At 68.0% G+C, this 22,659-nt stretch carries 22 protein-coding genes; all 22 read right to left on the bottom strand.

Annotated features, from left to right (window positions below; translation table 11 throughout):
* Nucleotides 1-61: 61 nt before the first annotated feature.
* The 22 genes from ACEPA4_RS09445 to fliM all read right to left on the bottom strand — a co-directional run bounded on the left by ACEPA4_RS09445 (nucleotide 62) and on the right by fliM (nucleotide 22,655).
* Entirely contained in the window at nucleotides 62-2,050 is a 1,989-nt protein-coding gene (locus ACEPA4_RS09445; RefSeq protein WP_374083032.1) for a chemotaxis protein CheA, read from the bottom strand.
* A 45-nt stretch (nucleotides 2,051-2,095) separates the two neighbouring features.
* A complete protein-coding gene (locus ACEPA4_RS09450; RefSeq protein ID WP_005409521.1) occupies nucleotides 2,096-2,461 on the bottom strand; it encodes a response regulator in 366 nt (121 codons plus the stop codon).
* Entirely contained in the window at nucleotides 2,458-2,766 is a 309-nt protein-coding gene (locus ACEPA4_RS09455) for a lipid asymmetry maintenance protein MlaB (protein WP_065184917.1), read from the bottom strand. The genes ACEPA4_RS09450 and ACEPA4_RS09455 overlap by 4 nt, the downstream gene beginning before the upstream one ends.
* A gap of 289 nt (nucleotides 2,767-3,055) precedes the next feature.
* The gene (locus ACEPA4_RS09460; protein ID WP_262090544.1) at nucleotides 3,056-4,315 is read right to left on the bottom strand and encodes a chemotaxis protein CheW; all 1,260 of its coding nucleotides are present in this window, start codon (nucleotides 4,313-4,315) and stop codon (nucleotides 3,056-3,058) included.
* Nucleotides 4,312-5,094, bottom strand: a complete 783-nt coding sequence (locus ACEPA4_RS09465; protein ID WP_262090546.1) for a ParA family protein — start codon at nucleotides 5,092-5,094, stop codon at nucleotides 4,312-4,314. Before ACEPA4_RS09465 ends, ACEPA4_RS09460 begins: the two co-directional genes overlap by 4 nt.
* Nucleotides 5,095-5,098: 4 nt before the next feature.
* A complete protein-coding gene (motD, locus tag ACEPA4_RS09470) occupies nucleotides 5,099-6,115 on the bottom strand; it encodes a flagellar motor protein MotD (RefSeq protein ID WP_065178540.1) in 1,017 nt (338 codons plus the stop codon).
* Between the two features lies 1 nt (nucleotide 6,116).
* Entirely contained in the window at nucleotides 6,117-6,857 is a 741-nt protein-coding gene (locus ACEPA4_RS09475; protein WP_049413360.1) for a flagellar motor protein, read from the bottom strand.
* Nucleotides 6,858-6,947: 90 nt separating this feature from the next.
* Complete coding sequence (locus ACEPA4_RS09480) at nucleotides 6,948-8,807, bottom strand: chemotaxis protein CheA (RefSeq protein ID WP_005416421.1); 1,860 nt, start codon at nucleotides 8,805-8,807, stop codon at nucleotides 6,948-6,950.
* A 2-nt stretch (nucleotides 8,808-8,809) separates the two neighbouring features.
* On the bottom strand, nucleotides 8,810-9,415 hold the full coding sequence (locus tag ACEPA4_RS09485; RefSeq protein WP_005416422.1) for a protein phosphatase CheZ: 606 nt from the start codon (nucleotides 9,413-9,415) through the stop codon (nucleotides 8,810-8,812).
* Nucleotides 9,415-9,807, bottom strand: a complete 393-nt coding sequence (cheY, locus tag ACEPA4_RS09490) for a chemotaxis response regulator CheY (RefSeq protein ID WP_005413247.1) — start codon at nucleotides 9,805-9,807, stop codon at nucleotides 9,415-9,417. The genes ACEPA4_RS09485 and cheY overlap by 1 nt, the downstream gene beginning before the upstream one ends.
* A gap of 57 nt (nucleotides 9,808-9,864) precedes the next feature.
* Nucleotides 9,865-10,608, bottom strand: a complete 744-nt coding sequence (locus ACEPA4_RS09495; protein ID WP_053498623.1) for an RNA polymerase sigma factor FliA — start codon at nucleotides 10,606-10,608, stop codon at nucleotides 9,865-9,867.
* Entirely contained in the window at nucleotides 10,605-11,492 is an 888-nt protein-coding gene (locus tag ACEPA4_RS09500) for a P-loop NTPase (RefSeq protein WP_032959426.1), read from the bottom strand. The genes ACEPA4_RS09495 and ACEPA4_RS09500 overlap by 4 nt, the downstream gene beginning before the upstream one ends.
* The gene (gene flhF / locus ACEPA4_RS09505) at nucleotides 11,479-13,101 is read right to left on the bottom strand and encodes a flagellar biosynthesis protein FlhF (protein WP_164093470.1); all 1,623 of its coding nucleotides are present in this window, start codon (nucleotides 13,099-13,101) and stop codon (nucleotides 11,479-11,481) included. Before flhF ends, ACEPA4_RS09500 begins: the two co-directional genes overlap by 14 nt.
* 146 nt (nucleotides 13,102-13,247) lie before the next feature.
* Nucleotides 13,248-15,308: a flagellar biosynthesis protein FlhA gene (gene flhA / locus ACEPA4_RS09510; RefSeq protein WP_171974417.1), complete on the bottom strand. Its 2,061-nt coding sequence runs from the start codon at nucleotides 15,306-15,308 to the stop codon at nucleotides 13,248-13,250.
* A gap of 44 nt (nucleotides 15,309-15,352) precedes the next feature.
* Nucleotides 15,353-16,483, bottom strand: a complete 1,131-nt coding sequence (flhB, locus tag ACEPA4_RS09515; RefSeq protein ID WP_005416428.1) for a flagellar biosynthesis protein FlhB — start codon at nucleotides 16,481-16,483, stop codon at nucleotides 15,353-15,355.
* A 204-nt stretch (nucleotides 16,484-16,687) separates the two neighbouring features.
* Entirely contained in the window at nucleotides 16,688-18,820 is a 2,133-nt protein-coding gene (locus ACEPA4_RS09520) for a bifunctional diguanylate cyclase/phosphodiesterase (RefSeq protein ID WP_262090549.1), read from the bottom strand.
* A gap of 167 nt (nucleotides 18,821-18,987) precedes the next feature.
* Nucleotides 18,988-19,779, bottom strand: a complete 792-nt coding sequence (gene fliR, locus ACEPA4_RS09525) for a flagellar biosynthetic protein FliR (protein ID WP_164093468.1) — start codon at nucleotides 19,777-19,779, stop codon at nucleotides 18,988-18,990.
* Between the two features lie 13 nt (nucleotides 19,780-19,792).
* Nucleotides 19,793-20,062 (bottom strand): flagellar biosynthetic protein FliQ, encoded by a 270-nt coding sequence (locus ACEPA4_RS09530; RefSeq protein WP_005413254.1) that lies wholly within the window; start codon nucleotides 20,060-20,062, stop codon nucleotides 19,793-19,795.
* A 59-nt stretch (nucleotides 20,063-20,121) separates the two neighbouring features.
* Nucleotides 20,122-20,901: a flagellar type III secretion system pore protein FliP gene (fliP, locus tag ACEPA4_RS09535; protein WP_005416432.1), complete on the bottom strand. Its 780-nt coding sequence runs from the start codon at nucleotides 20,899-20,901 to the stop codon at nucleotides 20,122-20,124.
* Between the two features lies 1 nt (nucleotide 20,902).
* Nucleotides 20,903-21,301, bottom strand: a complete 399-nt coding sequence (fliO, locus tag ACEPA4_RS09540; RefSeq protein ID WP_171956126.1) for a flagellar biosynthetic protein FliO — start codon at nucleotides 21,299-21,301, stop codon at nucleotides 20,903-20,905.
* A gap of 17 nt (nucleotides 21,302-21,318) precedes the next feature.
* On the bottom strand, nucleotides 21,319-21,654 hold the full coding sequence (fliN, locus tag ACEPA4_RS09545) for a flagellar motor switch protein FliN (RefSeq protein ID WP_005409543.1): 336 nt from the start codon (nucleotides 21,652-21,654) through the stop codon (nucleotides 21,319-21,321).
* Complete coding sequence (gene fliM, locus ACEPA4_RS09550; RefSeq protein WP_005416434.1) at nucleotides 21,651-22,655, bottom strand: flagellar motor switch protein FliM; 1,005 nt, start codon at nucleotides 22,653-22,655, stop codon at nucleotides 21,651-21,653. Before fliM ends, fliN begins: the two co-directional genes overlap by 4 nt.
* Between the last annotated feature and the right edge of the window lie 4 nt (nucleotides 22,656-22,659).

A 22,659-nucleotide genomic window follows, 5' to 3' on the forward strand; every position in this document is an offset into this window, starting at 1 on the left:
AGCACACAAACAAAACCGCCGCCCCGAAGGGCGGCGGTCCATTACCCGCATGCGGCGTGGATCAGGCGGCCTGCGGCATCCGCAGCGAGCGCACCAGTCCGCCGATGTCGACGATCAACGCGACGCGGCCGTCGCCAAGGATGGTGGCACCGGACACCCCGCCGATACGGCGGTAGTTGTTCTCGATGTTCTTCACCACCACCTGCTGCTGGCCGACCAGTTCGTCCACTTCCAGCGCGATTTTCTGGCCATCGCCTTCCACCACCACCACCAGCGATTCGCTGCCCGGTGCGCGGTTGCCGTAGCCGTAGTACTCGCTCAACGACAGGATCGGCAGGTACTCGCCGCGCACGCGCAGCACGCGGCCTTCGCCGGCCATGCTGCGGATATCCTCGGGCTGCGGTTGCAACGCCTCAAGCACATAGGCAAGCGGCAGGATCAGGGTTTCGCCGGCCACGGCCACCGTCATGCCATCGAGGATGGCCAGGGTCAGCGGCAGGCGGATCAGCGTGCGGGTGCCGGTACCGAGGCTGCTTTCGATCTGCACCTCGCCGCCCAGTGCCTGGATGTTGCGGCGGACCACGTCCATGCCGACGCCACGCCCGGACAGGTCGGTGACCGCATCGGCCGTGGAGAAGCCAGGTTGGAAGATCAGGTCCCAGACCTGCGAATCGGTCGGGTTGTCCGGCACGGCCAGGCCGCGTTCGTGAGCCTTGGCCAGGATCTTGGCGCGGTCCAGGCCGCGACCGTCGTCGCTGACTTCGATGACGATATGGCCGCCCTGATGCGAAGCTGCCAGCGTGATCGTGCCGGTCTCGTCCTTGCCCGCACCGCGGCGGACGTCGGGCATTTCCAGGCCGTGGTCGATCGAGTTGCGCACCAGGTGCACCAGCGGATCGGCGATCTTTTCGATCAGACCCTTGTCCAGTTCGGTGCCTTCGCCGACGGTGCGCAGGCGCACCTGCTTGCCGAGGCGGCTGGACAGGTCACGAACCAGGCGCGGGAAGCGGCGGAACACCGCATCGACGGGTAGCATGCGCACGCCGATCACCGCTTCCTGCAGGTCGCGGGTGTTGCGTTCAAGCTGGTCCAGGCCAGCGAACAGGCTCTCGGCGTGGACCGGGTCCAGTGCGTGCGAGACCTGCTTGAGCATGGCCTGGGTGATGACCAGTTCGCCAACCAGGTTGATCAGCGCATCGACCTTGTCGACGCTGACGCGGATCGAGGTTTCCGCTTCCTGGCTGGCACCACCGTTGGCAGCAGGCGTGGCAGGTGCAGACGGGGCCACTGCGACCGGAGCGGGAGCCGCTGCGGCCGGCGCCTGGGTGGCCAGGCTCGGCGGCGCGGCGGGACGGATGTCCAGCTCGCAATCGTCCAGCACCCAGGCGAAGGTGTCTTCGATCTTGCTGCGCGGCACCTTGCCAACCAGGCCCAGGTCCCACGCAAGATGCGCTTCGAGCGGATCAAGCTGGGCGAAGCCCGGCAGGCGCTCCATGCGCGCGGCGACCTGCAGCGAACCGAGGTGTTCCAGTTCGCGGATGATGCGCAGCGGGTCGTTGCCGCTCATGAACAGCGACGGCGCTGGAGTGAAACCGATCTGCCAGGCTTCCGGCGTATCGTCCACCTTGGCTGCGGCGGCCGACGGGGCGCTCGCTGCGGCCTGGCCGGAAAGAACCGCTTCCAGGCGCGCCTTCACCGCAGCGACTGCAGCCGGATCGGCAGCCTGGCCGTGTTCGGCTTCGCGCAGCAGGGCGCGCAGCACGTCCACCGAGGACAGCATGGCGTCGACGGCGTGGCCTTCCAGGGCCCGCTTGCCGGCGCGCAGCTCATCGAGCAGCGTTTCCAGCGCGTGGGTCAGGCCGGCGATCGCGTCGAAGCCGAAGGTGCCGGCGCCGCCCTTGATCGAGTGGGCGGCGCGGAATACCGAATTGATGATCTCCGCGTCCTGCTGCCCCGATTCCAGGGCCAGCAGGCCAGCCTCCATCGCATCGAGGCCTTCGCGGCTCTCCTCGAAGAAGGTGGCGTGGAAGCGTTGCAGGTCCATGCTCATGGCAGTGGTGATCCGGAAGCGAAGAGGGGGAGCGGCGCCGGGCGATCAGCCCAGCACTTTCTGCACGGTGGCGACCAGCTGTTCGGGATTGAACGGCTTGACCAGCCAGCCGGTGGCACCGGCGGCCTTGCCTTCGGACTTCTTGTCGGCGGCCGATTCGGTGGTCAGCATCAGCAGCGGGGTGAACTTGTAGTCCGGCAGCTGGCGCAGTTCGCGGATCAGCGCGATGCCGTCCATGTTCGGCATGTTGACGTCGGTCACCACCGCATTGAAGCGCTGGCCCTTGGCACGACCGAGCGCGACCGCGCCGTCTTCAGCTTCTTCGACGGCAAAACCGGCCGAGGTGAGGGCGAAGGACACCATCTGGCGCATCGACGCCGAATCGTCCACCACCAAGATACGTGCGCTCATGCAGCGTTCTCCACAGATTTCAGGTTGTCATGGGTTACGTCCAGGCCCAGGGCCTGGGTGACGCCCAGCAGGCGCGCGGCGTCACTGAAGGTTGCAGTGCAACCGTGGAAGCCGGTGCCCAGGCCTGCCTCGCGGCGGGCCTGCACGAACGCACACAGCACCTGCACGGCGGCCGTGTGGATGCGGGCGACCTGGCTGGCATCCAGGGTCAGCTCGCCAGCCTGGTCCACGAGTGGGGCGAGGCGGTTCTTGAGCTCGGTAGTGCTCTCGATGCCGAGATCCCCACCCAGTTCGACAGTGCTCATCGTTGCTCCGGACAAACGGTTCCGTGATCCATAACGGCACCCCGGTGGGGTTCTTTAGAAGAATCGACGCGGTACGTCGATGCGGTCGCTGCTTAAAAGGGGACGGAGGGAATTAAGTGGCAATCGACCTGGCACTACTGCAGTTCCCTCGGCAACGGCGACCGCGCAGTGGGGACGTAAGGTGTTGATCCAACGGATCAACTCCTTGCGTCCCCGACAGGCACCCCTTCGGCGCAAAGCGCCGGGTCAGTCGCGACTTAATCCCCTCCGTCCCCTTTTTCTTGGCGGCTCAGCTCAACAGTCGGGTGGCGTCGAGCAGGATCATCGGCCGCTGGCTGACCCGGGCCACGCCGCGGAACAGGTCGTTTGAGATCTGGCAGATGCGCGCGGTATCGGGCGGTTCGATCTGCGAATCGGTGAGGTTGGCGACATCTTCGACCGCTGACACGCGCAGGCCGATGGTTTCGCCGTCCTCCTCCAGGACCACGATGCGGGTCTGTGCGTCGTCTTCGGCGGCCGCGGCGCCAAGGTGCAGGCCCAGATCCATCACCGGTACCACCTGGCCGCGCAGGTTCATGATGCCGAGCATGGCCGCTGCAGTGCCACGCAGTGGCAGCAGCGGCACCGGCAGCACCACTTCCTGCACCTTCAGCAGTTCCAGCGCATAGGCCTGGGTGCCGCAGCGAAGGCGCAGCCAGCGTGAAGTGCGTTCGCCGGCGCGTCGGTTCTGCGGATGCGGGCTGCGAGCCGGTTGGTGGGCCTGCGCCTGCAGCTCCTGCCAGGTGCCGGGACGGTTGCCTGCCAGGGCATCGACGGCGGCGCGCGGCGGCGGAGTGGCGGTGCGCGCGGCCGGGGCCGGGGCTGCAGGTGCAACCGTCGGGGCCACCGGAGCTGCGACCACGGCGGGCGGTGGCGTGGCTACGTCTTCGCCACCGGCGGCCGCTTCGAACGCGGCCTGCAGGCCGGGGCTGTCGGTGTGGGCGAGGCGATGGCTGTCGGCCGGATCGGTCTCGTAGATCACCTCGTCCGGCAGGTCGTCCCAGGTAGGTTCCGGACCGGCGTTTGCAACGACGGCGGGTGCCGGCGCGGTTTCGTGGATGACCTCCTCAGGCAGGTCATCCCAGGTCGGCTCGCGTTCGGAAACCGCTTCTCCCGCCGGACCCTGCCCAGCGCTACCGGAAGCGGCAGCGCTCTCGAAGGCCGCTTCCAGTGCTGCGTCGTCCCGGCTTTGCGCGGCGGCGACGGATTCTGTTTCGTAGATCACCTCGGCGGGCAGGTCATCCCAGGTGGGTTCGCGCGTGGGTGGTGCGGCGCTCTCGAAGGCGGCTTCCAGCGCAGCGCTGTCCCCGCTCGGCGTGGCGGCGATGGTTTCGGTTTCGTAGATCACTTCGGCCGGCAGGTCGTCCCAGGTCGGTTCGCGTTCGGCGACTGCTTCGATCGCCGGGCCTTGCCCGGCGCCTGCGTGCGGCAGCACGGCAGGCGGCGGCGCGACCATCGCTTCGCCCAGCAGTTCGTCCAGGTAATCGTCGAGGATGCCGGTGCTGTTCATGCGGCCTGCTCCAGGGCGCGGGCATCCTCGCCGAGGATCCAGTTCAAGGCGCGCCGGTAGGCGGCCAGGCCACGGCCCGGGTAGTCCTCGCCGGCGCTCGGCAGGGTCAGCCCGGCGGCGTTGCTGATGCGGGTATCGATCGGAATGGCGTCTTCCCACACGCGGCTGCCATGGCGGTCCTGCATGGTGCGCAGCGACTCGTTGCCGGCGCGGGTGCGTCGGTCGAACAGGGTCGGCAGGATCGAGATCGGCAGCGGGCGGCGGCGCGAACGCTCGACCATCTCGCCGGTGCGGACCATGCCATCCAGGCCGTGCAGGGCCAGGGGCTCGGCCTGGGTCGGGATGATCAGGCGATCGGCGGCAGCCAGTGCGTTGATCATCAGCAGGCCGAGGGTGGGTGCGCAGTCCAGCAGGATGTAGTCGTGCTGGCCCTGGTGGCGCGCCAGCGCGTTCTGCAGGGCCAGGCCGAGGCCGGGCTGGTTGGCGCTGCGGCGTTCCAGCGTGGCCAGCGCCGACTGTGCGCAGACGTAGTCCAGGCCCTGGATGTTGCTGGCATGGCACAGGCTGGACAGGTCCGCCGGCGGTGTGCCGAACAGCTCCAGTACGCCGGCCGGCGGCGGGTCCACCGGCACGCCGAAGGCGCGGCTGAGCGAGGCATGCGGATCGAGGTCGATCAGCAGCACGCGATGGCCGAGCGCGGCCAGGCCGCGGCCGAGGGCGAGGGTGGTGGTGGTCTTGCCGACTCCGCCCTTCTGGTTGGCGACTGCCCAGATGCGCATCGGATTACTCCTTCATTGCCGGGGGAACGGCGGCGCCGACGCGGCTGCCAGCCGGCACCGGCGGCAACTTCACCGGTGCGATGGGGGAGGTGGGGGCGCTGGCCGGAGTTGCGTCGGCCTGTTCGGTGACGGTGCTGTCGGTGGCGCCGGTGGCTGCGTTCAGGCGTTGGCCGAGCGGATCCACCGAGTGCGACGTGTCGGCCAGGATGATGACCATCACCCGGCGGTTGCGGTTGCGGCCCTGCGCGCTGTCGTTCTCTTCGCGCGGGCGGAACTGGCCATAGCCGACCATCGCCAGCCGCGACGGCTGCACGCCCTGGTCGGCGAACAGGTGCACTACGCTGGCTGCGCGCCCGGCCGACAGTTCCCAGTTCGACGGGAAAGTGGCGGTGGCGATCGGCACGTTGTCGGTGTGGCCTTCCACGCGCACGCTGTTGGGCACGTCGCGCAGCACCTCGGCCAGGCTGGCCAGGGTCTGCCGCGCATGCACGTCCAGCGCGGCCGAGCCGGTAGGGAACAGGATGTCGCTGTTGATCTCGACTTCGATCCACAGTTCGGTGCGGCGCACGCTGATCATGCCGCGGTCGATCAGCGGCGCCAGTGCGGCGGTGAGGCGATCGGCAATCGTGTTGAGCTGGCGCTCGGCACGGGCGATCTGCTCCTGGTTGTGCACCGACACCGGCATGCGCATCTGCGAGGCCATCGACGGCAGCAGGGTCGGGTCGTGCGAGGGCGCCGGCGCGGAGGGACCGATCTTGGTGCCGGACTTGATCACCGAGGGGCTGTCCCAGCCGCCGCCCTGCACCTGCTTGTTGCCCACCTGCACCGGGTTGATGGTGCGCGGTGCGCCACCGAAGGCATCGGTCAGCGCGTCGGCCATGATCCGGTACTTGCCCTCGTTCACCGAGGAGATCGCGTACATGACCACGAAGAAGGCGAGCAGCAGCGTCATCAGGTCGGCATAGGGGATCGCCCATGCTTCGTGGTTGGCGTGCTCTTCGTGGTGCTTGCGGCGGGCCATGTCAGTGCAGGAAGCCGGAGAGGTTGGTTTCGATGTTGCGCGGGTTCTCGCCCTGGGCGATCGAGATCAGGCCTTCGATGACCATCTCGCGGTCGCGCGTGTTGTGCGAGATCACACTCTTGAGCTTGGCGGCGATCGGCAGGAACAGCAGGTTGGCCGAAGCGATGCCGTAGATGGTGGCGGTGAACGCGGCGGCGATGCCGTGGCCGAGCTTGCTCGGGTCGGCCAGGTTCTTCATCACCGCGATCAGGCCCAGCACGGCACCGATGATGCCGAGCGTCGGTGCATAGATGCCCATCGCCTCGAACACCTTGGCGCCGGCCTGGTCCTGGTGCTCCTGGCTGCCCAGTTCGATTTCCAGCATGTGCCGCATGGATTCGGGCTCGACGCCGTCCACCAGTAGCTGCAGGCCCTTGCGCAGGAACGGGTCCTGCTGTGCTTCCACCTGCGATTCCAGGCCCAGCAGGCCCTGGCGGCGGGCGATGTTGCTCCACTCGACGATCTGCTGGATCAGCTCGCGGCGGTCGCTGTGCGGTGGACGCACGACCCAGCGCACGATGCTGAACGCGTGCTTGAACACCGCCGGGGAGGTGTGCAGCAGGATCGCGGCGACGGTGCCGACGATGACGATCACGAACGCCGCAGGCGACCACAGCGACGCCAGGCCGGCGCCCTTGAGGATGCTGCCGCCGACCAGCGAGGCCAGGGCGAGAAAGAGTCCAATGAGGCTGAGTCTATCCATGGATCCGGTATCGGCTTGTATGAATGGGACTTGAGACACCGGTACAGGCTACTGGTGCGACTTCACGGTTTTACGGGTTCAGCAAGCGGGTCAGTCGTGCGGGCTGCGCAGGCCGTCCACATCCAGGATCAGCGCCATGCGACCATCGCCGATCAGGGTTGCACCGGCGTAACCGCGCAGGCCGCGCAGGGCTTTCGGCAGTGGCTTGATGACCACTTCCTCGCGCCCACGGACCTGGTCCACGACCAGGCCGAAGCGCGCTTCGCCGGCCTGCAGCACCACGATGGTCAGCAGGGTCGACGCGGCGGGCGTCACATCCAGCCACTGGCGCAGATCGACCAGTGGCAGCGTGTGCGAACGGCGGTCGAGCACGGCGCGGCCATCGAACCAGCCCAGCGAGGTGCGCGGTGCGTGCAGCACTTCCATCACGCGCGCCAGCGGCAGCGCATAGACGTCTTCGCCGGCCTGCACCAGCAGGGTCGGCAGGATCGCCAGGGTGAGCGGCACGCGGATCAGGAAGCGGCTGCCGCGGCCCAGCTCCGACTGGATCTGGATCTGGCCACTCAGTTCGCGGATGCGCGACTGCACCACGTCCATGCCAACGCCGCGGCCGGAGATATCCGTGACCTGCTGCTTGGTCGAGAAGCCGGGCAGGAACACCAGGTGCAGGCACTCCTCGCTGCTCAGGCGGGCGGCGGCCTCCGGATCGATCAGGCCCTTCTCGCGTGCCTTCGCGCGCAGCTTTTCCGGGTCGATGCCGGCGCCATCGTCCTGCACCTCGATGCTGACGTAGTCACCTTCCTGCTGCGCCGACAACCGCACATGGCCCATCCGCGGCTTGCCCTGTGCTTCGCGCAGGTCGGGCATTTCCACGCCATGGTCGATGGCGTTGCGGACCAGGTGCACCAGCGGGTCGGCCAGCGCTTCGACCAGGTTGCGGTCGAGCTCGGTCTCGGCGCCGATCAGCTCCAGGTCCACTTCCTTCTTCAGCGAGCGGGCAACGTCTCGGGCGACCTTGGGGAAGCGCGAGAAGACCTTGCCTACCGGCTGCATGCGGGTACGCATCACCGCCGACTGCAGGCGTGCGGTGGCGATGTCCAGGGTGGACACGGCGCGGTCCAGTTCCTCGTCGCGCAGGCGCGCACGCAGGGTCTTGAGCCGGTTGCGTGACAGCACCAGTTCGCCGATCAGATTGACGATCGCGTCCAGGCGCTTGGTGTCCACGCGCACGGTGTGTTCGGCCTCGGCCAGCGGCTTGGCGGCCGGCTTGGTCGCCGCTGCAGGTGCCGGTGCGGCCGGTGCGGCCAGTGGGCGTGGTGCCGCGATCGGTGCGGGCGCTGCCGCAGCGATGGGCTTGGCGCCGGGTGCGGCGCCACCGTGCAGCTGGTCGAGCAGGGCTTCGAACTCGTCTTCGCTGATCAGGCCGTCGTCGGCCTTCCTTGCCGGCGCCACCGCAGTCGGTGCGTTGCCGCCGTGCAGCTGGTCGAGCAGGGCCTCGAACTCGTCGTCGGTGATCAGGTCGCTGCCACCCGCAGCGGGAGCTGCTGCGGCGGCGGGTGCAGCCACGGCACCGCCATGCATGTCGAACTGGGCGATCAGCTCCGGCGGCGCATAGCCCGGCTCGGTGCCGGAGGAAACTGCATCCAGCATCGCTTGCAGGTAGTCCAGCGATTGCTGGGCGGCATCGAAGTGATGGGCCTGCAGCACGGCCTGGCCCGCGCGCGCGATGCCCAGCGCTTCTTCGGCGGCGTGGCACAACTCGACCATGGCGGTGACGCCGAGGAAGCCGGCGCCGCCCTTGAGCGTGTGGTAGCCCCGGAACACCGCGTTGAGTTGCTCGGTGTCCTGTGGTGCCTGCTCCAGCGACACCAGCTGTTCGCCCAGGCGATCCAGGATTTCCTGCGCCTCGATGATGAAATCGGCAGTGATGTCGTCGGATACCGCGCTCATGCTTACAGCCCCAGGTCCGACAGCAGGTCGTCGGCGTCGTTCTGCGAGACCGCGTGGCGGTCCAGTCCCTTCAGTGCCGGCCCGGCCAGTTCCGGATCGGTGCGATGCTGTTCCGGCGGCAGGCCGAGCGCGCCGAAGCCCTCATGCACACGGCGGACGATGCCGACCACGCGACGGATGATCTGCCCCGTCAGGTCCTGGTAGCTCTGGGTCAGGGCGATCTCGGTGAGGTTGTGGCGGATGCGCTCGAGCTGTGCATCCTGGCCCGGCTGCAGGCCTTCGGCGCGCAGCTGTTCGGTCAGGCTGCGGCATTCCTCGGCCAGGTCCAGGGTGCGGTGCGTCGCCTGTTCGGTCATCGCCACCACGTGGTCCAGGCGTGCGCAGGCATCGTCCAGTTCGCCGGCCTCGCTGGGCACGGTCGGCAGTTCACCCAGGGCCTGCCCGAGCTCGCGGGCCAGCCGCGAGAGGCCGCTCATCATCGGCTGCGTGCGCAGCGCGACCAGTCCGTCGATGCGTTGCCGCCAGGCGGTTTCGTCACCGGACTCCAGTGCGTCCAGTGCTTCCTGCAGGCGCAGGGCGAGGGCATTCCTGTCGACCGTGGTATCCATCAGGCACTGGCCGCCAGGCGTTCGAAGATCTTGCCGAGCTTCTCTTCCAGCGTCTGCGCGGTGAACGGCTTGATGATGTAGCCGTTCACGCCGTTCTGGGCCGCTTCGATGATCTGCTCGCGCTTGGCTTCGGCGGTGACCATCAGCACCGGCAGGGTCTTCAGCTTGGCGTCGGCACGGATCGCCTTGAGCAGCTCGATGCCGGTCATGACCGGCATGTTCCAGTCGGTGACCACGAAATCGAACGGCTGGCTCTGCAGCAGCGACAGCGCGGCATGCCCGTCCTCGGCTTCGGCGGTGTTGGTGAAGCCCAGATCGCCCAGCAGGTTCTTGACGATGCGACGCATGGTCGAGAAGTCGTCGACGATCAGGATGCGCATGTTCTTGTTCAAAGCAGAGTTCCTTTGTTGTTCATTCCGGGCGGCCGGGGGCAGCTGCCTCGGGGATGTTCATTCTTCGAGGCCGGCGTCGACGGCCTCGAATACCTTCAGCCGGCCGCGCAGGCGCAGCACGGCCTGGCCGTGGATCTGGCAGACCCGCGACTCGCTCACGCCGAGCACCGCGCCGATCTCCTTCAGGTTGAGTTCCTGCTCGTAGTAGAGCGAGAGCACCAGCTGTTCGCGCTCGGGCAGATGGCCGATGGCCTTGCCCAGCTCGCGGCCGAACTCGCTGCGCTCCAGCACCTGCTGCGGGGTCGGGCCACCCTGTGCGACCGTGTCCAGCTCGCCCTGGTCCTCGATGCGCGACTCCAGGCTCAGCACTTGACCACGCGCGGCGTCTTCCATCAGGCGCAGGTACTCGGGCAGTGGCATCTCCATCGCGGCGGCCACTTCGGTGGCGCTGGCGGCTCGGCCGCTGCTCTGTTCCAGGCGGCGGATGGTGGCCGCAGCATCGCGTGCACGGCGGTGCACCGAGCGCGGCACCCAGTCGCCACGACGGATCTCGTCAATCATCGAGCCACGGATACGGATCGAGGCATAGGTCTCGAACGAGGCGCCCTGGTCGGCGTCGTAGCTGCGCGAAGCCTCGATCAGGCCCATCATGCCAGCCTGGATCAGGTCGTCGACTTCGACGCTGGCCGGCAGGCGCGCGGCCAGATGGTGGGCGATGCGCCGCACCAGGTCCGAGTGCTGGGCGATGACGTCGTTGGCCGCCGAGCGTTGGACTTCCCTGTACTGGGCCGCGCCTTTCATGCCGCCACCCCGCGCTGCTTGAGGATGCGTTCGAGGAAGAACTCGACGCCGCCGCGTGGTTCGGTCGGCGCCTGCCAGCGGGCCGTGCGGCGCGCGATCTCGGTGATCGCCAGTGCGGACGGGCTGGACGGGTAGGCCTTCACCACCGGCTGCTGGCGCTGCACCGACAGGCGCAGCCAGTCATCCTGCGGCACGCAGCCCAGGTAGTTCAGCGAGACATCGGCGAGGAACTTCTCGCAGACGCGGGTCAGCTTCTCGTACAGCACGCGGCCCTCGTTGGGGTCGCGCACCATGTTGGCCACCACCTGGACGCGGTCCACGCCCCGTTCACGCGACAGCACCTTGATCAGCGCGTAGGCGTCGGTGATTGAAGCCGGCTCGTCACAGACCACCACCACGGTGTCCTGCGCGGCCTGGCAGAAGGTCAGCACGCCGTCGGTGATGCCCGCGGCGGTGTCCACCACCATGATGTCCAGCTCGCGCTCCAGCTCGGAGAACACGTTGACCAGGCCGACGTGCTCGGCCGGGGCCAGCTCGGCCATGTGCCGGCGGCCGGACGCGGCCGGGACCACCAGCACGCCGTTCGGGCCTTCGACGATGACATCGTCCAGCGAGCAGCGGCCGGCAACCAGGTCGGCCAGCGTAAAGGTGGGGTTCAAGCCCAGGATCACGTCGATGTTGGCCAGGCCGAGGTCGGCGTCCAGCAGCAGCGTGCGCTTGCCCATGCCGGCCAGCGCCACGGCCAGGTTGGCCGACACGTTGGTCTTGCCCACGCCGCCCTTGCCGCCGGTCACGGCGATGGTGCGCACAGGGCCGAGCGGCTCGCTGCGGGTGGCCGACAGCGGGAAGGTCTTGGTCAGCTTGGCGTACTCACGCGACGGCATGGTTCAACTCCGGGTTGCAGGGCATATCGGCCGCTCGGCGCAAATCTTCAAGGCGAAGTACGAGATTGGCCGCACTGGCCCGGTGCAGGTCGTCCGGAACGTCCTGGCCATCGGTCACCCAGGTGATCGGCAGGGCATGGTCCACGGCCACCGACAGGGCGTTGCCGAAGCGGCCGGTTTCGTCCAGCTTGCTCAGCACCAGGCCCTGCAGGTTGGCGGCACCGAAGCGGCGGACCACCTCGTCCATGTCGCCGAAGCTGGTGTTGGCCGGCAGCACCAGCAGGGTGCGCACCTGGCGGGCGGCGCGCAGCCACTGCAGCTGGGCGGCCAGCGCGCGGTCGCGCGGGCCCAGCCCGGCGGTGTCGATCAGTACCAGCTTGTAGTCCTTCAGGCGTTCCAGCAGCTGGTCCAGGTCGGTGCCGCTGTTGGCCTCGTGGACGGCGATGCCGAGCTGCCGGCCGTAGCCATACAGCTGCTCGCGGGCGCCGATGCGGGTGGTGTCGGTGGTGACCAGGGCGACGTCACGCGGCGCGTGCCTCTCGGCGAACCGCGAGGCCAGCTTGGCGATGGTGGTGGTCTTGCCGGCGCCGGTCGGGCCCACCAGCGCGATCACGCCGCCTTCCTCCAGCGGGTCGACCGGGGCAATCGGCAGCTTGCGCGAGATCAGCCCCAGCATCAGGCCGCGGCCTCGGTGCGCCTCGGTCTCCAGCGGAATCTGCATGGCGACGTCGCGGGCCAGGCCAGCATCGAAGCCGTACTCGTCCATCAGGTCCAGCGCGGTGGCGCGCACCGGGCAGCCGCGCAGGCGCTCGTCGGTGAAGCGGTTCATTTCGCGCTCGATCACCTGGCGCATGCCGGCCACTTCCTGGCGCAGCTGGCGGATCTCGGCGTCGTCCTGGGCGACCACAGTCAGCACCGGGGCTGGGGCGAGCGTCGGCGTCGGCGCGGCTTCGACGGTGGCATCGGCCAACGCCGGTTCGCTGACGGCGACCTCCGGCTGCGTTTCAGACAGGGCTGCGGTCGGCAGCGGCGGCGGCTGCACCGCCGGCGCCACGCTTTCGTGATGTGCCTGGTGCGGCGGATCGATCTGGAAACGGGCGCGGTTGGCCGGCGTGGCGCTGGCGGGTGCCGGTGCGACGATGGCTTCGGCGAACGGGGCGAAGATCTGGTCCGGCAGCGCCGGCTCATTGACGGCGGCGCGTGCCAGCGTGGCGGCGAAGCCGGTGCTGCCGCGGGTCGGCACGATCTCGTCGGCGCTGTCCAGGGTGCGGCCGGTAGCGCCCACTGCCGCACGGGCGAGGGCGGCCACCGCCGAGGTGGTCGCGGCAACCGGTTCCGGTGCCGGGGTGCTGCTGCGGCGGCGGGTGACGGCGGCGATCACCGCGTCGGCGGCGGTACGCGGCTTGGGTGCCGGCGGCGGTGCGACGTCACGGCGCGAGGCTTCCAGCGCACGCTGCACCGCGCTCTCGTCGTAGTTGGCGGCGGCGACGATCTCGATGCCTTCCTCGATCCGGCGGTTGGACAGGATCACGGCGTCAGGACCATGTTCCTTGCGCACCAGGTTCATGGCCGAGCGCATGTCGGCGGCGACGAATCGTTTGATTTTCATGCTGTGGTCACGGGGCGAAGACGGCGGGGTGGCGGTCGGGGAACTCGGGTGGTCGGTGGTTTGCACGGTGCGGGTTCCCCTTGGTGTCTGTCAGTTGCGTTGGTTCGAAAGCGGTGTCTGTTTTCTGGCGCATCGGCGGGCGGGCGTCAGCTGATCGTTCCGACCAGCTTCAGGCGCTTGTCCTCCGGCACCTCGCTGTAGGCCAGCACCGACAGCGACGGAACGCTGTGGCGGACCAGGCGGGCCAGCGCGGCGCGCACCGGGCCAGGTACCAGCACGACCGCGGGCTCGTTGCGGGCTTCCTGCTTGCTGACACATTCGGCCAGGCTCTGGTGCAGTCGCTCAGCGAGTCCGGGTTCCAGCGCGGCGCCGTTGCCCTGCGTGGACTCCTGCAAGACACGTTCCAATTGCGGGTTGAGGGTGAACACCGGCAGCTCCGCCGACATTCCGGCGATCTCCTGCACGATGAAGCGGCCCAGTGCGGTGCGCACCGCGGCGGTCAGCACGGCCGGGTCCTGGCTGGCGGGCGCATGTTCGACCAGCGCTTCGGCGATCTTGCGCAGCTGGCGGATCGGAATGCGCTCCACCAACAGGTTCTGCAGCACGCGCACCACCGCCGACAGCGGCAGCGCCTTGGGCGTCAGATCTTCGACGAGCTTGGGCGCGCTCTTGGCCAGGTTGGCCAGCAGGTGCTGCACTTCTTCGTGGCCGAGCAGTTCCGGCGCGTGTTCGCGGATCAGGTGCGACAGATGGGTGGCGACCACGGTGGCCGGGTCGACCACCGTGTAGCCCAGCGTTTCGGCCTGGGCGCGCTGGTGCGGCTGGATCCAGGTGGCATCCAGGCCGAACGCGGGATCCTTGCCGGCAATGCCCTCCAGTGCGCCGAGCGCGCTGCCTGGATCCAGGGCCAGCTCGCGGTCGGGGTGGATCTCGGCGGTGGCCACCGGTACGCCGTGCACCAGCACGCGGTAGCCGTTGGCGGGAAGTTCCAGGTTGTCGCGGATGTGCACCGACGGGATCAGGAAGCCGACATCCTGGGTCAGCTTGCGACGCACGCCCTTGATGCGCGCCATCAGTTCGCCGCCCTGGTTGCTGTCCACCAGCGGAATCAGCCGATAGCCGACCTCCAGGCCCAGCGGATCGACCGGGCGCAGTTCGTCCCAGCTCAGTTCGGCGGTGGGGGCCGCGGCGGCCGGGCGGCCGAGCGCAGTGAGCGCGGCGGCATCGGTGCCACTGCCTGTCGCATCGGCAGCCGGTGCCTTGGTCTTGCGATACAGCTTCCAGGCGATGAAGCCGAGGATCGAGGCCAGCGTCAGGAAAGCGACGTTGGGCATGCCCGGCACCAGGCCGACCAGGCCGATGATGCCGGCGGTGATCGCCAGCGCCCGGTACTGGCCGAACACCTGGCCGGTCATGGCCTGGGCCATGTCCTGCGAGCGCGAGGCGCGGGTGACCAGCATCGCCACCGCGCTGGAGACCAGCAGCGCCGGCAGCTGTGCCACCAGGCCGTCACCGATCGACAGCAGGGTATAGGTGGCGGCGGCTTCGCCGAACGGCATGCCATGCTGCAGCACGCCCACGGCCAGGCCGCCGAGCATGTTGATGAACAGGATCAGGATGCCGGCGATGGCGTCGCCGCGGATGAACTTGCTGGCACCGTCCATCGCACCGTAGAAGTCGGCTTCCTCGCGGACTTCCTCGCGGCGCAGCTTGGCTTCTTCACGCGTCAGCAAACCGGCGTTGAGGTCGGCGTCGATCGCCATCTGCTTGCCGGGCATCGCGTCGAGGATGAAGCGCGCGGTCACTTCCGAGACGCGGCCGGCGCCCTTGGTGATGACCACGAAGTTGATGATGGTCAGGATCGCGAACACCACGATGCCGACCGCGTAGTTGCCGCCGATCACGAATTCACCGAAGGCGGCGATGACCTTGCCCGCGGCATCGTGCCCGTTCTGGCCATTGAGCAGGATCACGCGGGTGGAGGCCACGTTCAGCGCCAGCCGCAGCATGGTCGTGATCAACAGCACGATCGGGAAGATGGTGAAATCCAGCGGGCGCTTCACGTAGACCACCGCCAGCAGCACCATCAGCGAGATGGCGATGTTGAAGGTGAACAGCGCATCGAGGACAGGCGCGGCCAGTGGCACCACGACCATGGCCAGCAGGGCCAGCACGATCAGCGGCGCGCCAAGGCCCTGGCGGATCATTTCCAGGGCGCGGCGGGTGTTGAATCCGGTGGCGGGCTGGGCGCTCACGGGCGGCCTCCCTTGCCGAATTCATCCACCTGGATGTGCGGGGCGTCCGGCATCGGGCCAGTGCGCCAGGCGCGCAGCTGGTAGACGTAGGACAGGACCTGGGCGACGGCCGAATACAGTCTCACGGGAATTTCCTTTCCGAGTTGGCCTTCCCGATACAAGGCGCGTGCCAAAGGCGGGGCGGAGACGATCGCGACCTTGTTGCCGTCGGCCACTTCACGGATGCGCAGGGCGGTCTCGTCCACGCCCAGCGCGACCACGGTGGGAGCGTTCATGGCGCCGCCTTCGTACTTCAGGGCCACCGCGTAGTGGGTGGGGTTGACCACCACTACGTCGGCGGTGGGCACCGCTTCCATCATCCGGCGGTTGGCCATCTGCTGCTGCAGCTGGCGGATGCGGCCCTTCACCTCGGGGCTGCCTTCGCTTTCCTTCATTTCCCGGCGCAGCTCTTCACGGGTCATCTTCAGCTTGCGCATCCAGTTCCAGCGCTGGTATGGGGCATCGATGGCGGCCAGCACCAGCATGGCGCCGGCGGTGGCCAGCAGCAGGCGCAGGGTGAAGCCGAGGCCGTCGGTGATGGCGGTCTCCAGCGGGTGGTGGATCAGCCCGCGCAGGGTGTCAAAGCCGGTCCAGACCACCAGCCCGGCGGCCACACCGACGAAGGCCACGCGCAGCAGCGACTTGGTGAACTCGGCAATTGCCTCGGGGCCATACAGGCGCTTGAGCCCGCTCATCGGGTTCATGCGGTTGATGTCAGGCAGCAACGCCTTCTGCGACCAGCGCAGGCCGCCCATCACCAGCGGGGCGACGAAGCTGGCCAGCAGGCAGACCAGCACCAGCGGTGCGATCACCAGCATGAACTGCAACAGCAGGTCGCCAAAGTGGCCGAACAGTTCCTTCGGGTTCTGCCGCAGGCTCTGTTCCGGGCTGAGCGCCTGCTTCATCCAGGCCGTGGCGCCACGGCCGATCGAGCCGCTCATGGCCATCACCGCCAGCACACCGGCGCCGAACACGGCGGCGGTGCCGAGTTCGCGCGAGCGCGGCAGGTTGCCCTGTTCACGGGCGTCGCGCAGGCGTTTTTCGGTCGGTTGTTCGGTCTTTTCGCCGGCGGATTCGTTCTCGGACATCACGGGCACTGCGGCTGGGGTTGCCCAGGTGCGTGCAAGAACTGTTCCACGCGTGGCGTGCTGCTGCCGACCGCCGGTGTTGTAGGGTCGAGCCCACGCTCGGCTGCGGTTGGGTCCAGGCGAGAAGCGCAGCCGAGCGTCGGCTCGGCTCTACAGGAACGTGTCGCAGGAACTGTTGCGTGATGGGGCGCGCGCGGCCCGGTGTCAGCCGGGCGGGTGTTGCGGCGGTGGGCTCTGCGCCAGTTCCACCCGCGGCCGGGGCAGGTCGTGCAGTTGCATGAAGCGCGCCGCGTCGACCGGGCGGCCGAGCAGGTACCCCTGCAGGAAGTCGCAGCCCAGGCGCTCCAGGTAGGCGCGCTGCGCGGCGGTTTCCACGCCCTCGGCGACGATGTCCATGTCCAGTGCATGGCCCAGCGCCACGATCGCCGAGACGATCACCACGTCCTCCGCACTGTGTTCCAGGTCACGCACGAACGCGTGGTCGATCTTGATCTCCGTGGCGGGCAGCCGCTTCAGGTACAGCAGGCTGGAATAGCCGGTTCCGAAATCATCGATGGAGATGCCCACGCCCAGCGCCGACAGCGCCTGCAGCAGGCGAAGGCTGGTATCGGTATCGCGCATGACCGTGCTTTCGGTGATCTCCAGCACGAGGTGGCGCGGGGCAATGCCATAGCGTTCGATCACTTCACGCACATCCTGCAGCAGGTGTGGCGAACTGAACTGCACCGGCGACAGGTTCACCGACATCGACCAGCCTTCATGCCCGGCCTCGCGCCAGCGCCGCAGCTGCTGGCAGGCCTGGTCCAGTGCCCAGCGACCGATCTCGTTGATCGCGCCGCTGCGTTCGGCCAGGCGGATGAAGCGGTCCGGTGGGATCAGTCCGTGCTCCGGGTGTTTCCAGCGGATCAGCGCTTCGGCACCGGCCACCTTCTGGGTGGCCACGCGGATCTTCGGCTGATAGTGCAGGAACAGCTGCTCGCTGCCGATCGCACGGCGCAGGTCGGCCAGCAGCCGGAACTGCTGCTCGGCACTGTCGTTCATCCAGTCGGCGAACAGCACGAAGGCGTTGCGTCCGGATTCCTTGGCCTGGTACATCGCCGCGTCGGCGAAGGCCATCAGCTGGCGCTCGCTGGCAGCGTGGTCGGGGCAGATCGCCACGCCGATGCTGGCGGTCACTTGAAGTTCGTTGTCCGGCAGCAACGGGCCGCTGCCCACCGCCTGCAGGATGCGCCGGGCGAGGGTGGGCAGGTCCTCGTCGTGCTCGATGCGCACCACCAGCACGAATTCGTCACCGCCCAGACGGGCCAGCATGTCGTTGGGCCGGAGCAGCTGGCGGGTACGCTCGGCCACCGCCACCAGCAGTGCGTCGCCGGCCTGATGGCCGTAGGCATCATTGACCTGCTTGAATCCGTCCAGGTCCATGAACATCACCGCGAAACGGCTGCCGCCCTGTTCGGCTTCGGCCAGCGCCTGCACGATGCGCCGCTGCAGCAGCAGGCGGTTCGGCAGGCGGGTCAGCGGGTCGTGCAGTGCGGCCTGGGTCAATTCCTGCTGGGCATCGGTCAACGAGGTGCTCAGCATCGAGTTGCGAAGCCGCAGCAGCTGCGCCTCCACACGCTGGTCCAGCCACGAGACCACCAGCACCACCGCCAGGATCGCAACCGTCAACACCACCACCAGCATCGCCAGCCACTCGCTCTGCAGGCCATCACCGACCGCGGCGCCGCAGATGCTGCCTTCCGGGAAACGCGCGGCGGCCATGCCGGTGTAGTGCATGCCGACGATGGCCAGGCCGAGCAGGCCGGCGGCCGCCAACCGGTCACCGACGCGGGTGCGCTGCGCGCGCAGGCGGAACGCCACGTACAGCGCGGTCCACGAAGCGGCCACCGCCACCACCAGGGAGAGCAGCAGCCAGCCCGGGTCGTAGTCGATCCCGGGCTGCATGCGCATCGCTGCCATGCCGACGTAGTGCATGCCGGCAATGCCGGTGCCCATCAGCAGGGCACCACCGGCCAATCGAGGATGGGGCAGGGTACGCAGTGAGACCAGCCACAGTGCGAACACCGACGAGGCGATCGCCAGGGCCAGCGAGAGCAGGGTGATGGGCAGGTCGTAGCCCAGTGCAATGGGCAGATCGAAGGCCAGCATGCCGATGAAGTGCATCGACCAGACACCCAGGCCCATGGCGAATCCGCCCCCCAGGCGCCACCACCAGGCGGCTGCCCTGCCCGGGGCGGTGACCGTGCGCCCTGCCATGGCCAGCGCCGTGTACGACGCCATCACGGCGACCAGCAGTGAGATCGCCACCAGCCACGGGTTGTACGTGCCTACCAGCATTCGTCAGTCTCCCGGACCTGCCTGTCGACGGAAACCACGGTGGGGCATGCATGAGGCAGGCCAACGCGAACGGGCGCCGGCCAGGTGCGGCATCCCCCCGGTTGCCGCGCATTCACTCTAACGCGCAGACCGGGGGGGACTTCAAGCGGCAATACGTGATGACCGGGTCAGCGTGTGACCGCGTCCGCGGCCTGGAAGGCGGCGTCGAACAGGCGCTGTACCGGCGGCCCCATTTCCCCGGCCAGCAGCGCCAGGAGGAACAGGCCCAGCAGCAGCGAGACCGGCAGGCCCAGCTGGATCGGGTTCAGCGCAGGGGCGGCACGCGCCAGGACACCGAAGGCCAGGTTCACCGCCAACATCGCCACGGTCAGCGGGATGGCCAGGGTCAGCGCACCGCGCAGTACGGTCAGCAGGAAGGTCGGAGCGATGCTGAAGAAGGCATGGGGATCAGGCAGCGGGGTGCCAATCGGCAGCGCGCGATAGCTGTCCACCAGCAGCGAGATCAGCGCCAGGTGGCCGTTGGCGGTGAAGAACAGCAGTCCGAACAGCAGATAGAACCACTGTCCGATCACGCCGGAGGTACCACCGCGCAGCGGGTCGCTCATCTGCGCGAAGGCCAGGCCGGTGCCCTGCGCGATCAGTTCGCCCGCCATCGCACCGGCTTCGAACACCAGCCGCAGCAGGAAGCCGATGGATACGCCGATGGCCAGCTCGCGCGCGATGGTCAGCACCGTGGCGGCGTCGAAGCCGGTCCAGTCCGGCACCGGGGGCAGCAGCGGGGCCAGTGCGATGGCCAGGGTGCCGGCCAGCACCACGCGCACCCGCGATGGCACCGCACGCGTGCCGACCATGGGCATGGCCATGGCCACTGCGCCGATGCGCAGCATGGTCCACAGCACCGTGCCGATCATGCCGAAGGCCTGCAGGCCGTCGGCCGCCATCTGTGTCGCGGCGTCCATCGAAGCGCGTGCCCTAGCCGATCAGGTGTGGGATGCGCTGGAACAGCAGCGTGGTGAATTCAACCAGGTGGCCGATCAGCAGGCTGCCCAGTGCGAACAGCACCGCGGTCAGTGCTGCAGCTTTGGCGACGAAGGCGATGGTCGGTTCATTGAGCTGGGTCGCGGCCTGCACGACACCAACCACCACGCCCACCACCAGTACGGTGAGCAGCAGCGGGCCGGCCACCCACAACACGGTGATCAGGCCGCCACGCAGTTCAGTCAAGGCAAGTTCGGGAGACATTCGGATTCCATCTGCTCATGTAGAGTCGAGCCCTGCTCGACTGCGCGTTACGGGGGATATCAGGCCGGATTGAAGCTCGCCGCCAACGTACCCACGGTCAGCACCCAGCCATCGACCAGCACGAACAGCAGGATCTTGAAGGGCGCCGAGACCAGCATCGGCGACAGCATCATCATGCCCATCGACATCAGCACGCTGGCAACGACCAGGTCGATGATCACGAACGGGATGAAGATCAGGAATCCGATCTCGAAGGCGGTCTTCAGTTCACTGGTGACGAACGAAGCGACCAGCACCGGGAACGGGATCGCGTCGGGGCTGGCGTAGGTGCCATGCCCGGCGATGCCGGCAAAGGTCATCAGGTCGGTCTCGCGGATCTGCGCCAGCATGAAGCCGCGCAGTGGCTGCGTGGTCAGCGTCCATGCGGTCTGGAAGTCGATGTCGCCGTTGAGGTAGGGCGCCATGCCCGCGCTCCACGCCTTGTCCCAGGTCGGCATCATCACCATTGCGGTGAGGAACAGGGCCAGACCCAGCAGCACCTGGTTGGACGGCGTCTGGCCGGTGCCCAGCGCCTGGCGCAGCAGGCCCAGCACGATGATGATGCGGGTGAACGAGGTCAGCACCAGCAGCATCGACGGGATCAGGGTGATCGCGGTCATCAGCAGCAGGGTCTGCAGCGGCAGGCTGACCGGTGCACCGCCGATCTTGCCGACATTGATGTCCGGCAGCGGCGTGGTCGGTGCGCCGGGCGCGGCGAACGCCAGTGCCGGCAACAGGCACAGGGCAAGCAACAGCAGCCACGGCATCAGGGTGGCGGGACGGGTACGGGTGACACGCATGTCAGGGATCCTTGCGCAGCCGCTGCTGCAGCAGCTGGGCGAAATTCGGAAGATTCTTGAAGTCCGGCACGCGCACCGGTGCAGGGGGGGGCAGCGGTTCGGGCAGGGTGTGCAGGGTGTTGATGCCGCCGGCGGTGACGCCCAGCAGCAGCTGCTGGCCGTTGACCTCCACCACCACCACGCGCTCCTTGGCGCCGACACTGAGGCTGGCTACCAGCTTCATGCCTTCGGCCGGGCGGAAGCCGCTGCCAGGCATGCGCTTGAGCAGCCAGCCCAGGCCGATCACCAGCGCCAGCACCGCCAGCAGCGCCAGCACCGCACCGAACAGGCTGGGTGCGGCGGCCGCATGCTGGCCGACCTGCGGGCCGATCGGCGCGGCGGCCTTGCCGACCGCCAGCAGGGTGGAGGCCAGCAGGCTCAACGCAGTCTCCGGATACGCTCGCTGGGGCTGACCACGTCGGTCAGGCGCACGCCGAAGCGGTCATTGATCACTACTACTTCGCCGTGGGCGATCAGGGTGCCGTTGACGAACACGTCCAGCGATTCGCCAGCACCGCGCTCCAGTTCCACCACCGACCCCTGGTTGAGCTGCAGCAGGTTGCGGATCGGCAGGCGGGCACGACCGACTTCCAGCGACAGGGTCACCGGCACATCGAGGATCACGTCCAGGTTCAGGTCCGGACCATTCGCCTCATCGGCCTGCAGGCTGCTGAACTGGGCCGGGGTCGGTTCGAGGGCGTCGATATCGTTCATTGCGGGTCTTCCTGGATGACGGGTACGCGCGGGCGGGTGCCCGGCGGATGGGTAGCGGTGATCTTCACGGCGTTCATGCCGTTGGCGATGCCGAACTCGCCGGTGAACACGGGGATGTTCTCCACGCATAGCGGCACCTGCGGGCTGAGCTCGATCGGCAGGATGTCGCCGACCTTCAGCTGGGTCAGGTCGCGCAGGGTCATGCGCTTGCTGGCCAGCACGCTGGACAGGGTGACTTCGGCGACGTTGAGCTGCTCACGCAGGGTCTTGCCCCAGCTCTCGTCGCGGTCGTTGCGGTCGCTCTGGATGCCGGCGTCGAGCAGTTCGCGGATCGGTTCCAGCATCGAGTAGGGCAGGGTGACGTGGATGTCGCCGCCACCACCGTCGAGCTCGACGTGCAGGCGGCACACCACCACATATTCGCGCGGGGTCACGATGTTGGCGAAATGCGGGTTGATCTCTGAGTTGATGTACTCGAAGTCGACATCCATCACCGGTGCCCACGCTTCGCGCAGATCGGCGAAGGTCTGCTTCAACAGCAGGTGGATCACCCGCATTTCAGTAGCCGTGAACTCGCGGCCCTCGATGCGGGTGGGGTAGCGCCCGTCGCCGCCGAAGAAATTGTCGACGATGGCGAACACCAGGGTCGGCTCGAACACGATCAGGCCGGTGCCGCGCAGCGGCTTGAAGCGGATCAGGTTCAGGTTGGTCGGTACATACAGCGAGTGCATGTAGTCGTTGAACTTGATCAGTTCGATGCCGCGCACCGACAGTTCGGCCGAGCGGCGGATCAGGTTGAACAGGCCGATCCGCCACAGGCGCGCGAAGCGCTCATGGACCATTTCCAGGGTCGGCATGCGACCACGGATGATGCGGTCCTGGCTGGCGAAGTCGTACGAGCGCGCTTCGCCTGACGGGGGTTCCGCATCGGTCTCGACCGCGCCACTGTCCACGCCGTGGAGCAGGGCATCGATCTCGTCCTGGGACAGCAGATCATTCATCGGT

Source organism: Stenotrophomonas sp. P2112 (assembly GCF_041897515.1).
In the GTDB taxonomy this organism is placed as follows: Bacteria; Pseudomonadota; Gammaproteobacteria; order Xanthomonadales; family Xanthomonadaceae; genus Stenotrophomonas; species Stenotrophomonas sepilia.

What these genes read in the sequence shown, in the direction of transcription:
- ACEPA4_RS09445 (WP_374083032.1), bottom strand. Translation starts at nt 2,050, where the DNA reads ATGAGCATGGACCTGCAACGCTTCCACGCCACCTTCTTCGAGGAGAGC.
- ACEPA4_RS09450 (WP_005409521.1), bottom strand. Translation starts at nt 2,461, where the DNA reads ATGAGCGCACGTATCTTGGTGGTGGACGATTCGGCGTCGATGCGCCAG.
- ACEPA4_RS09455 (WP_065184917.1), bottom strand. Translation starts at nt 2,766, where the DNA reads ATGAGCACTGTCGAACTGGGTGGGGATCTCGGCATCGAGAGCACTACC.
- ACEPA4_RS09460 (WP_262090544.1), bottom strand. Translation starts at nt 4,315, where the DNA reads ATGAACAGCACCGGCATCCTCGACGATTACCTGGACGAACTGCTGGGC.
- ACEPA4_RS09465 (WP_262090546.1), bottom strand. Translation starts at nt 5,094, where the DNA reads ATGCGCATCTGGGCAGTCGCCAACCAGAAGGGCGGAGTCGGCAAGACC.
- motD (WP_065178540.1), bottom strand. Translation starts at nt 6,115, where the DNA reads ATGGCCCGCCGCAAGCACCACGAAGAGCACGCCAACCACGAAGCATGG.
- ACEPA4_RS09475 (WP_049413360.1), bottom strand. Translation starts at nt 6,857, where the DNA reads ATGGATAGACTCAGCCTCATTGGACTCTTTCTCGCCCTGGCCTCGCTG.
- ACEPA4_RS09480 (WP_005416421.1), bottom strand. Translation starts at nt 8,807, where the DNA reads ATGAGCGCGGTATCCGACGACATCACTGCCGATTTCATCATCGAGGCG.
- ACEPA4_RS09485 (WP_005416422.1), bottom strand. Translation starts at nt 9,415, where the DNA reads ATGGATACCACGGTCGACAGGAATGCCCTCGCCCTGCGCCTGCAGGAA.
- ACEPA4_RS09495 (WP_053498623.1), bottom strand. Translation starts at nt 10,608, where the DNA reads ATGAAAGGCGCGGCCCAGTACAGGGAAGTCCAACGCTCGGCGGCCAAC.
- ACEPA4_RS09500 (WP_032959426.1), bottom strand. Translation starts at nt 11,492, where the DNA reads ATGCCGTCGCGTGAGTACGCCAAGCTGACCAAGACCTTCCCGCTGTCG.
- flhF (WP_164093470.1), bottom strand. Translation starts at nt 13,101, where the DNA reads ATGAAAATCAAACGATTCGTCGCCGCCGACATGCGCTCGGCCATGAAC.
- flhA (WP_171974417.1), bottom strand. Translation starts at nt 15,308, where the DNA reads ATGATCCGCCAGGGCCTTGGCGCGCCGCTGATCGTGCTGGCCCTGCTG.
- flhB (WP_005416428.1), bottom strand. Translation starts at nt 16,483, where the DNA reads ATGTCCGAGAACGAATCCGCCGGCGAAAAGACCGAACAACCGACCGAA.
- ACEPA4_RS09520 (WP_262090549.1), bottom strand. Translation starts at nt 18,820, where the DNA reads ATGCTGGTAGGCACGTACAACCCGTGGCTGGTGGCGATCTCACTGCTG.
- fliR (WP_164093468.1), bottom strand. Translation starts at nt 19,779, where the DNA reads ATGGACGCCGCGACACAGATGGCGGCCGACGGCCTGCAGGCCTTCGGC.
- ACEPA4_RS09530 (WP_005413254.1), bottom strand. Translation starts at nt 20,062, where the DNA reads ATGTCTCCCGAACTTGCCTTGACTGAACTGCGTGGCGGCCTGATCACC.
- fliP (WP_005416432.1), bottom strand. Translation starts at nt 20,901, where the DNA reads ATGCGTGTCACCCGTACCCGTCCCGCCACCCTGATGCCGTGGCTGCTG.
- fliN (WP_005409543.1), bottom strand. Translation starts at nt 21,654, where the DNA reads ATGAACGATATCGACGCCCTCGAACCGACCCCGGCCCAGTTCAGCAGC.
- fliM (WP_005416434.1), bottom strand. Translation starts at nt 22,655, where the DNA reads ATGAATGATCTGCTGTCCCAGGACGAGATCGATGCCCTGCTCCACGGC.